This is a genomic window from Psychrobacter pasteurii (genome assembly GCF_900162815.1).
In the GTDB taxonomy this organism is placed as follows: Bacteria; Pseudomonadota; Gammaproteobacteria; order Pseudomonadales; family Moraxellaceae; genus Psychrobacter; species Psychrobacter pasteurii.
On sequence record NZ_FUGD01000042.1, the window covers coordinates 1 to 10173 of the forward strand.

Consider the following 10173-nt stretch of genomic DNA (forward strand, 5'->3'; position numbering starts at 1 on the left):
TCGGCATGCCGTGGTGGTCATGGATGGGGCGCTATGGCACCAACCAAGTTTGGATCAAGACAATGTGACCATGCTTAAATTGCCTCCCTACTCACCTGAACTTAACCCTGCTGAACAGGTATGGCAGTACCTTAAACAGCATTGGTTATCTAATCGCTGTTTTGAGAGTTATGATGCGATTGTCGATGCGGCATGTGACGCTTGGAATGCATTGTGTAATGAGACTAACTTAATTAGGTCTATCACTCAGCGGGAGTGGTGCGACTTGAGTGTTATTTTTTAGAATTGGTGTAAGCTATAAAAGCAAAAAGAACGTTGTTCAAGCCTGCTGTATAAAAAAAGCTCTGCCAATTGGCAGAGCTTTTTATTGTATTATCAAATGCTAAAACTGTTTAAAGCAGCTTATTCTCTTTTAGCCATTCAACGTTTAACTGCTTCACGGCATCAATTTCAGCATCCATGTAAGCTTTACTCTTACCTGGATATTTAGACATTGAATACCCATATAAAATCAAACCAAAAATGGTCCAGCCTAAGAAGATAAGCCACTCGATACCTGTCAGCGCTGAAGCCATGCCTGGCATATAAAGCATTAGTAAACTAAGGCTTAGTATAATGGTAACCACACCAACCAGCTTACCTGCAGGTACTCTAAATGGTCTGACCATCTCAGGCTCACGATAACGCAGCACCAAGAAAGAGATTGCCACACAGGTGTAAGCAATAATGATACCAAAACCACCGGCATCAACAATCCAAACCAGCATCTTACGGCCAAATAGTGGGGCAAAAGTGGCCAAACCACCAATCAATAAAATAGCATTAACCGGCGTGTTGTATTTGGGATGAAGCTTCGCCAAGAAGCCTGGCAACATGTGCGACTTAGCCATCGCGAACATTAAGCGGCTACCCCCAACTAAGAAAGCGTTCCAGCTCGATAAGATACCCAAAACACCGCCAATAACCAACAACACACCTGCCCATTTACCATTCCACGCATTACTCATCGCATCAGCAGTAGCCAATGTTGAATTTTGAGCTTCAATTAAAGGCAATGTACGGCCCACGCTCCAAGCAACGCCGGCATACCAAGCAACCGCAACAATCAGTGATACGATTAAGAAGATACCAATCTTGGGACGGGTTAAGTCAATCTCTTCAGCAGCCTGCGGAATCACGTCAAAGCCAACAAACATGAACGGCACCATAACAATAACCGCCATCATACCGCCAATACCACCAATAAATGCAGGGGCTTGAACCGCATCAGAGTTGGCAGGGTTATATAAAATCGCACCCAGCATCAGCAGTGTACCCACAATTAAAATACCGCCAACGGCTAACTTCTGGAACCAAGCACTCACTTCCATACCACGGATATTTAGCCATGTGACTAAGATAGATCCAATCATACCTACCCCGGCCCAAGAAGCATACACATCCCAGCCAGCCACATTCCATAGTAGCCCTTGGTTAAAGTTTGGAATCAGGTATTCAATAACTGTAGGTAATGCCACTGCCTCAAAGGCCACAACCGATAGATAACCAAACAAAATACTCCACGAACAGATAAAGGAGACATGCACCCCAAGTGCCCTATGAGTATAAGTGTGCTCCCCTCCTGTAATCGGCATTGATGAGGCAAGCTCTGCGTAAGTTACACCGATAAAAATAACCGCTAGCCCACCCAGCAAGAAGGCCAATACAGCCCCCCAAATACCTGCTGAGATAACCCAGCCACCAGCAAGAACAACCCAGCCCCAACCGACCATCGCACCAAACGCCAGCGCAACGATATCTATCATTCCTAATGATTTTCTTAATCCAGACATATCAACTCCCTGATTTTATCTGTTGGTTTAAGAGCCTCAATACCCCTTACTTTCCTGTAAAAGACATTGAGAGCATCATTTATTTGTCAAACTTAAACGTATGACACTTTTTTAATTACAGTACCTCTTTGATGATATCTAAGCCTTCTTGCAGCACCTCATCAGATACGGTTAATGGCACCATCACACGGATAGCGTTGCCGTATCGGCCACATGAGGCCAGTAGTAAGCCTTTCTCGAAAGCAGCAGCACGTAGCTTAGCGGTTGCATCTGCATCTGGATTTCCGTCTGCATCTACTAGCTCAAAGGCTAGCATCGCGCCTTTGTGACGAATGTTGCCAATCTTGTCGCTATTTAGACCTTTTAAGAAATCAGCAATGGTGTTACCGATTACTTTACTACGCTCAAGCAAACCTTCTTCTTCAATCACTTCGATCACGGCAAGTGCAGCCACACAGCCCAATGGGTTACCTGAGTAAGTACCGCCTAAACCGCCTGGCTGAGGAGCATCCATCACTTCTGCACGTCCGATAACCGCTGAGATAGGATAGCCGCCTGCCAAACTCTTCGCACTGGTCATTAAATCTGGCTCAACGCCTAACTGCTCAGTTGCAAATAGGGTGCCGGTACGGCCGAAACAGGTTTGCACTTCATCAAAGATTAGTAAAATGCCGTGCTCATCACATATTTCACGTAGCTTTTTAGCAAACGTTGGAGTGACTTGGTGGAAACCGCCCTCACCCTGTACAGGCTCAACAATCATTGCCGCCACATCACTTGGGTGAATAGAAGATTGGAAAATAGTTTCGATGCTCGCAATCGCTTGCTCTTCAGTCACACCCAGCTCTGGTGCTGGGAATAAGGCGTGATAGATTGATGCTGGCATAGGACCAAAGTTGTTTTTGTAAGGAATTACTTTACCCGTTAGACCCATACACATGTGCGTACGACCGTGCCAGCCACCAGCAAACGAGATAACGCCATGACGACCTGTGCTAGCACGGGCAATTTTCATGGTGTTTTCTACTGCTTCAGCACCTGTCGTGAAGAATACTGCTTTTTTGTCGCCGCTGATTGGGGCAAGCTCACACAGTTTCTCAGCTAAAGTGACATAGCTTTCATAGTTGACAATTTGAGCTGCAGTATGGGTAAACTTGTCTAGCTGTTCACGTACACGGGCTGTAATTTTTGGGTGATTGTGTCCTGTGTTAAGAACTGAGATACCGCCAATAAAGTCAATATAACGTTTGCCTTCAACGTCCCAAAGCTCAGAGTTTTGTGCCTTCTCCGCAAAAATTGGGAAAGCAATACCCAGACCTTTTGGTAAAACAGCCGTACGACGCTCTAATAGTGATTGGTTAGTTAGCTTGCTCATATCTACATCCTTTGTATTGTCATAAATGCAGGTGCATTTTTTGATATCCCGTTGGTTCACCCAACTTTGATTCTCATATTATGGCGATTTGCCAGCCTATCCCCCTCTTATAGGTTCTACCCAATATAGAGGGGATGTCTTTCAAACTTATGAAATTTATTTCTTTTATTTTTAGCTTAAATCGGTCTTATGTTTGGCTGATACCGATTAGCCTAGTTCTTGTGCCCAGTATTTAATGGTAACGTACTCATCAATACCGTATTTCGACCCTTCACGGCCAAATCCAGATTGCTTCACACCACCAAAAGGCGCCACTTCGGTTGATAAAATACCAGTATTTTGACCAACCATACCGTAATCTAAGCCTTCACATACTCTCCATGAACGGGCTAAGTCATTGCTATAGAAGTAAGCAGCTAAACCATAAATGGTATCGTTAGCGTGCTTAATCACTTCCGCCTCATCACTGAAGGTAAACACAGTAGTGATTGGGCCAAAGATTTCTTCGTGAGCAATATCCATATCATCCGTCAGATTACTGATAACCGTTGGGTTCATCGTAAGCTTTGATGCTGAATTAATGTCACCGCCTGCTAACAGCTCTGCGCCTTTATCTAACGCATCTTGAAGCAGTCCTGATACTTTATCTAGAGCACCTTGGTTGATTAATGGTCCAATATCGACACCTTCTTTTAGACCATCACCGACCGACAACTCAGCGACTTTTTTCAAGAATACTTTCATAAAGTCATCTTTAACGCTGTCTTGAACGTAGATTCGGTTGGCGCAAACACAAGTCTGGCCCGCGTTACGGTATTTGGCAGCAATCAGGCCGTCTGCTGCTTTTTCAAGATCAGCATCATCAAATACGATAAATGGCGCATTACCACCCAGCTCTAAAGATAGCTTTTTGATGGTTGGGGCACACTGAGCCATCAAGGTACGGCCCACTTCTGTAGATCCTGTGAACGATAGCTTGTGTACACGTTTGTCTGAAGTCAGCACACCGCCCACAACCGATGATTTACCGGTAACGATTTGTAGAACGCCTTTAGGGATACCCGCTTGAATCGCAAGCTCACCTAAAGCAAGGGCAGAAAATGGCGTTTCAGTGGCTGGTTTCACGATCATAGTACAGCCCGCTGCTAATGCAGGTGCGGCTTTACGAGTGATCATGGCAGATGGGAAGTTCCAAGGCGTAATCGCCGCACAAACACCTACTGGCTGTTTTAATACGGTAATACGCTGAGTTGGTTTGGTAGAAGGGATGACATCACCATAGACACGTTTGCCCTCTTCGGCAAACCAGCGAATGAAGCTGTTGGCATAGGTGATTTCACCGCGTGATTCTTTTAGAGGCTTACCTTGCTCGGCGGTCATTAACACAGCCAAATCTTCATGATTTTCATCAATCAGATCTGCCCATTTGTGTAATAACTTAGCACGCTCAGCAGCAGTCAAGGCTGCCCAGCCAATCTGTGCTTGCTCGGAATCAGCAACGGCTTTTTCGATTTGAGATTGGCTTAAGCTTGGAATACTACCCAGTAGTTCGCCATTGAATGGATTGGTGACATCAATTGTTGCGCCGTCTTCGGCATCTACCCAGCCCTCACCAACAAGGCACTGAGTTTTTAATAGATCAGAATTTTGCAAAGTAAACATGTAAACCATCCTTGTCATATAGTGCAGTTTTTGACCGCCTCTATTATTGAATACTTGATATCGCAATCGTCATAACTGCGTCATCATAGTATTTAAATTACCCATCCTTGTAATTCAGCATACTGAATTTGCATTTCATATATGAGATAGCCTATTATAAGTTTACTTTGAGCATAATTGCAACACCCTAATTACAGATTTTGACTGTCTAAAATCAAAAACCTGGGTTTAGAGCCGTTAAGATAATAGGTTATGCATTACGCTCTGGTCTTTTTAAGATGTTGAATGGACTCAACTTAATTATTATTTAGGTGTTACATAGGATGACCACTTTGAAATCTAGCGACCCAAAACCCCCTGTTAGTGTCCCTGCTATTGACAGAATGTGTTTGATTCTCGATTTAATTACCGATACCAACTTTCCTCTCACCTCTGCAGAAATCGCTGAAAAATTAGAGCTACCCCGCAGTAGTACCCACAATTTATTACAAAGCTTGTTATCCAAGCATTTGGTTTTTAAAGATCGCGACAATCGCTTCCATCTTGGCTCGTACCTGCTGTACTGGGCGGGAAAATATGAAAAACAGCACAGTATTATTGATGTATTCCACGATCTGATTGTTAATCACCCTATCTTATTGCAGCACACCGTCACCCTATCCAAGATTGATGGCAAAGAAGTGGTCTTCTTAGCCTGTCACGAATCGCCGGCACCACTGGGCTTTACCTTCCGATCTGGGGTTCGTGTACCTGCTCCATTCTCGGCCACTGGCAAAGCCATGCTGTCTACCTATGATGATGAAACCATCACTCAGCTGTTCAGTCAGCAAATGCCCAAGGCCTACACTTCGCGTAGTGTGCAACAGCTTAATATTTTGATTGATGAGTTAGATGAAGTGCGTAAGACGGGAATTTCTCTTGATGACGGACAATTAAGAGAGGGAATGTACTGTTTGGGAACTTGTGTCGTTGATAATGATGGTAACCCACTGGCTGGTATGGCCATTAGCTTTGTCAAAGAAGAATATGAGTTACATCGTGAAGCGGTCAGTCAAGCCTTATTGTCACTGGCTCACGACATCTCATCGAGACTGGGTGTCCTAAAACTAAAATAGCTTATCTGTTAAGCTTTTAATTAAAGTAATCACTCAAAAATAACCCCCTACTACATCAAAAAACCAGCCAGCAAGAATGAACTTGCTGGCTGGTTTTTTACTCTTATGCTTTCTTAATATAGACTGTTAGACAACCTGATTGTCTTGTAGCTGTTGAACTTCTTCGTCAGTCAGCCCCATCTGAGTCAATACTTGCTTAGTATCCTCACCCAATTTTGGTGGCGCACGGTGATAGCGTACTGGCGTTGCTGATAACTTGATCGGACTGCCTAGCGCTCTTACTGGGCTGCCCTCAAAGCTGACGATCATATCGCGTGCAATGACTTGTGGCATGGCTAATGCTTCAGTGACATTATGGATAGGGCCACAAGGCACGCCAGCATCTTGAAGCTGAGTTAACCACTCTTCACGCGTCTTTTGTTTGAAGGCATCGGTCAATGCTGCAGTCAAACTTTCTCGATTCGCCACGCGATTAGGATTGGTGTTATAGCGGTCATCGGTATTGAGTGGCAGCTCTAGCACATCACACACTTTGCCAAACTGTCTGTCGTTACCACAGGCCAAGATAAAATGACTGCCCTCTTTGGTTTCAAATACCTGATACGGGGTAATATTTGGATGTGCATTACCAAGACGTGGTGGCGTTTTACCCGTTGCTAACTGATTCATACCAATATTAGCCAACATGGCCACTGCACTGTCTAGTAAGGCCACATCCAAATATTGACCCTCACCGCTTTTTTCTCGAGCAATTAAGGCCGCTTGAATACCCACGGTCATCTGTAGGCCAGCAAATAAATCAACCACAGCCACACCGACTTTATGCGGCTCCCCATCACTAGGGCCGGTAATACTCATCAGGCCCGACAAACCTTGAATAATGTAATCGTATCCCGGCTTTTTGGCATCTGGCCCATATTGACCAAACCCTGTCAAAGATGCATAGACTAATCTTGGGTTTATTGCCTTTAACGATTCATAGTCTAAACCGTATTTTTTTAGCCCACCGACCTTAAAGTTTTCAACCACCACATCACTTTCTGCGGCCAGTTTTTTGATAATATCTTGGCCTTCTGGCTTAGTAATATCTACTGTGATTGATTTTTTATTTCTATTAACCGTTGCAAAATAAGCGGCTATTTCATCGCCTGTGTCTGCATCTGTAAAACTTGGTGGATTCCAGTGACGGGTCTCATCGCCAACCACTGGGCGCTCTACTTTAATAACATCTGCGCCCAAATCTGCTAATATCTGCGTGCTTGATGGACCAGCTAATACCCGTGACAAGTCCAGAACTTTGATACCGCTCAGTGCTTGCGGCTGCTGGCCTGTCTCATCGTGTCCTTGATTATCTTGCATAATATCTCTCTCGTATTCATTAAAAAAACCGCCGCAGATGTTGCCTTACTTATTGCGTTTTAATCACAATCAACAAGTGCTTATCTGGGCGGTTTGGTTTTCTAGCTCTATTTTAAGGGACTTTTTTTTAAAAAGACGGTTTCTTCTACACCTCTGAATAAGCAGTTACCCTACTTTCTATGCAAAAATTAAGCAAAGGCTTGGATGCCTGTTTGAGCACGGCCTAAGATAAGCGCATGCACATCATGAGTACCCTCATAAGTGTTCACCGCCTCTAAGTTCATCACATGACGAATCACATGGAATTCATCACTGATACCGTTACCGCCATGCATATCACGAGCAACACGAGCGATATTTAACGCTTTACCACAGTTGTTACGCTTAATTAGAGAAATCATCTCTGGTGCGGCATTGTGCTCATCCATTAAACGACCCACTCGCAGTGCCGCTTGGTAACCCAGAGCAATTTCTGTCTGCATATCAGCAAGTTTTAGTTGCACTAACTGTGTCGCTGCCAGTGGACGATCAAACTGCTTACGATCTAGCGTATATTGACGGGCTGCTTTCCAGCAGAATTCAGCCGCACCCATTGAGCCCCAAGCAATACCGTAACGCGCTTTGTTTAAGCAGCCGAAGGGACCTTTTAGGCCACGAATCTCTGGAAACGCATTTTCTTCTGGCACAAACACGTTATCCATGACGATTTCGCCAGTGATTGACGCACGCAGTGAAAACTTACCTTCAATCTTAGGTGCTGATAAGCCTTTCATGCCTTTCTCTAGCACAAAGCCGCGGATGTCACCTTCATCATCTTTTGCCCACACCACGAACACATCAGCAATCGGACTGTTAGTAATCCACATTTTGCTGCCTTTAAGCTGATATCCGCCGTCAACTTTTTTAGCACGGGTCTTCATAGAACCTGGATCTGAACCCGCATCTGGTTCTGTTAAGCCAAAACAGCCCACATATTCGCCCGAAGCAAGCTTGGGTAGGTATTTTTCTTTCTGCTCTTCTGTGCCGTACGCCCAGATTGGGTGCATTACCAGACTTGATTGCACACTCATTGCCGAACGATACCCTGAGTCGACTGCCTCTACTTCCTTAGCAATCACCCCATACGCCACGCTTGATAAACCCGCACAACCATAACCATCAATGGTCACACCTAGCAGACCTAGCTCACCCATTTGACGCATAATATTGCGGTCAAAGTTTTCATGGCGGTTGGCTTGTAAGATGCCTGGCATCAGCTCTGTCTGACAAAAATCATGAGCAGATCTTTGTACCATTTGCTCTTCTTCTGTCAGTTGATTGTGCAATAAAAAAGGATCTGACCACACAAATGATGGTCTTTTAGTAGCGTAAGCGGTATTGGTATCGTTTGACATAACAGGCTCCTTGTTGTCGTCTTTAATAAAACGATGTTATTTACTGATGGCATTAGTACTAGCGAATAAAAATAAACTCTGATAAACTAAATTTGTTTCGCATAATGAAACAATGTTTCATTTATTAAAACCAATTAAAGCAGAATTGATTATCGAAGTAAAGAATTTTTTGATTACTCTGTTAATTTGATTACCTAGTAGCAGAACAATCACTCCTTTATAAAGAAAATAAAAATCCAAACAACGGAGATAAGTCCGATGCAAAACACCCTAACTGATACCATAAACGACGCTCTGTTGTTGGCCAAAGAACAGGACGACAAAGCTTTTATTACTTCACTTGGCCGCGGGCTGCTATTACTGAGTGCCTTTGAAAATGAGCAAACTTTGACTCACCAGCAGTTATGCGAAATCACAGGATTACCTAAAGCGACGGTTAGCCGACTGCTGCATACCTTGCTGACACTGAAGTTTATTACTAGAGGCACTAATGACCGCTTTAAATTGGGTAAAAACTTATTAAAGCTTAGTGCAGGGGCGTGGAGAAACCAAGATATGGTCGATGATGCCCTGCCTCTACTTAAAGAGTTTGCTTTGAAACATCAGGTATCGGTGAATATTGCGACTGAAAGTGAAGGAGAGATGCGCTATTTGGCCTGCTATCGAAGTCCTGCTCGATTGGCCGTTAATTTATCGGTAGGCTCAACCGTGCCACTTGAACAAACTGCCTTAGGCCGTGCCTACTACTCTGCCCTAAACCTAAATGCTCAGCAGCAGGTTGTTGATAACTTACCCTATGCAGAGGGTTCTAGTGAGAAGCAAACCGCCATACAAAAACTAAAAGAGGCGACACAATTTTATCAGTCCCATCGTTATTGCTTATCAGATGGGGAGTTTTCGCCAGATATTTTAGCGGTCGCCATTCCTTTGTATGATCAAGTTCAGGGCGAGTACACTCACTCATTGAACGCCAGTGTGCCTAGAGCGCTGTGGCAGCCGCAAGAGTATATTGCTTATATCGTGCCACAGCTGCAAGCATTGGCCAAACAGATTGAAGAATTGTAAATTTACAGCTTTTAAATTAAAAAAAGGGTGAGTCATTGGACTCACCCTTTTTGTTTTTTTATCACCTATCGCCGTAAAACCACCCACTTCAGGGCATAGGTATCTACACAATTTATCAGTGAGCATAAATTTGATAAAATAGCGCAGTATGGCATAGATAAAATGGAGCTAGATACGAGGCTCATCAAACGATATCAACAACTCGTACACAATCACACTCACCCAAACGGTTATCTACATGCTGGTATGAAAGCAACTATGGATACTAAAAGCAGTTTTGCTCAGACCCAAGCGTTATGGCGATTTGTGCATAATGACAACATCAGCTATCAAGAGCTTAGTAAGCCGTTACTTGAAAACAGCTTACAAGG

8 protein-coding genes and 1 pseudogene are annotated in these 10173 nt (G+C 44.0%); 4 read left to right on the forward strand and 5 right to left on the reverse strand.

The window, feature by feature from the left end:
• Nucleotides 1-283: transposase (locus A1232T_RS01705; RefSeq protein WP_425272051.1), on the forward strand; the 283-nt coding region annotated here is incomplete at its 5' end.
• A 109-nt stretch (nt 284-392) separates the two neighbouring features.
• Here the strand turns inward: A1232T_RS01705 and A1232T_RS01710 are convergent.
• From A1232T_RS01710 to A1232T_RS01720, 3 genes are all read right to left on the reverse strand, one after another.
• Nucleotides 393-1832 (reverse strand): APC family permease, encoded by a 1440-nt coding sequence (locus tag A1232T_RS01710; protein ID WP_077447753.1) that lies wholly within the window; start codon nt 1830-1832, stop codon nt 393-395.
• A gap of 115 nt (nt 1833-1947) precedes the next feature.
• Entirely contained in the window at nt 1948-3207 is a 1260-nt protein-coding gene (gabT, locus tag A1232T_RS01715; RefSeq protein ID WP_077447754.1) for a 4-aminobutyrate--2-oxoglutarate transaminase, read from the reverse strand.
• 207 nt (nt 3208-3414) lie between these two features.
• Entirely contained in the window at nt 3415-4869 is a 1455-nt protein-coding gene (locus A1232T_RS01720; protein ID WP_077447755.1) for an NAD-dependent succinate-semialdehyde dehydrogenase, read from the reverse strand.
• Between the two features lie 323 nt (nt 4870-5192).
• Here A1232T_RS01720 and A1232T_RS01725 point away from each other — a divergent pair, with 323 nt between their 5' ends.
• Nucleotides 5193-5984, forward strand: coding sequence for an IclR family transcriptional regulator (locus A1232T_RS01725; protein WP_077447756.1), 792 nt, complete (start codon nt 5193-5195; stop codon nt 5982-5984).
• 126 nt (nt 5985-6110) lie between these two features.
• On the opposite strand, the gene A1232T_RS01730 is transcribed toward A1232T_RS01725, so the two are convergent.
• Nucleotides 6111-7343 (reverse strand): CaiB/BaiF CoA transferase family protein, encoded by a 1233-nt coding sequence (locus tag A1232T_RS01730; protein WP_077447757.1) that lies wholly within the window; start codon nt 7341-7343, stop codon nt 6111-6113.
• A 188-nt stretch (nt 7344-7531) separates the two neighbouring features.
• The gene (locus A1232T_RS01735; RefSeq protein WP_077447758.1) at nt 7532-8737 is read right to left on the reverse strand and encodes an acyl-CoA dehydrogenase; all 1206 of its coding nucleotides are present in this window, start codon (nt 8735-8737) and stop codon (nt 7532-7534) included.
• 258 nt (nt 8738-8995) lie between these two features.
• Between A1232T_RS01735 and A1232T_RS01740 the strand changes: the two genes are divergently transcribed.
• Both A1232T_RS01740 and A1232T_RS01745 read left to right on the forward strand, forming a co-directional pair.
• Nucleotides 8996-9802 (forward strand): IclR family transcriptional regulator, encoded by an 807-nt coding sequence (locus A1232T_RS01740; RefSeq protein ID WP_077447759.1) that lies wholly within the window; start codon nt 8996-8998, stop codon nt 9800-9802.
• Between the two features lie 162 nt (nt 9803-9964).
• Nucleotides 9965-10173: pseudogene (locus A1232T_RS01745) on the forward strand (transposase); the annotation flags it as partial.

What these genes read in the sequence shown, in the direction of transcription:
- A1232T_RS01710 (WP_077447753.1), bottom strand. Translation starts at nt 1,832, where the DNA reads ATGTCTGGATTAAGAAAATCATTAGGAATGATAGATATCGTTGCGCTG.
- gabT (WP_077447754.1), bottom strand. Translation starts at nt 3,207, where the DNA reads ATGAGCAAGCTAACTAACCAATCACTATTAGAGCGTCGTACGGCTGTT.
- A1232T_RS01720 (WP_077447755.1), bottom strand. Translation starts at nt 4,869, where the DNA reads ATGTTTACTTTGCAAAATTCTGATCTATTAAAAACTCAGTGCCTTGTT.
- A1232T_RS01725 (WP_077447756.1), top strand. Translation starts at nt 5,193, where the DNA reads ATGACCACTTTGAAATCTAGCGACCCAAAACCCCCTGTTAGTGTCCCT.
- A1232T_RS01730 (WP_077447757.1), bottom strand. Translation starts at nt 7,343, where the DNA reads ATGCAAGATAATCAAGGACACGATGAGACAGGCCAGCAGCCGCAAGCA.
- A1232T_RS01735 (WP_077447758.1), bottom strand. Translation starts at nt 8,737, where the DNA reads ATGTCAAACGATACCAATACCGCTTACGCTACTAAAAGACCATCATTT.
- A1232T_RS01740 (WP_077447759.1), top strand. Translation starts at nt 8,996, where the DNA reads ATGCAAAACACCCTAACTGATACCATAAACGACGCTCTGTTGTTGGCC.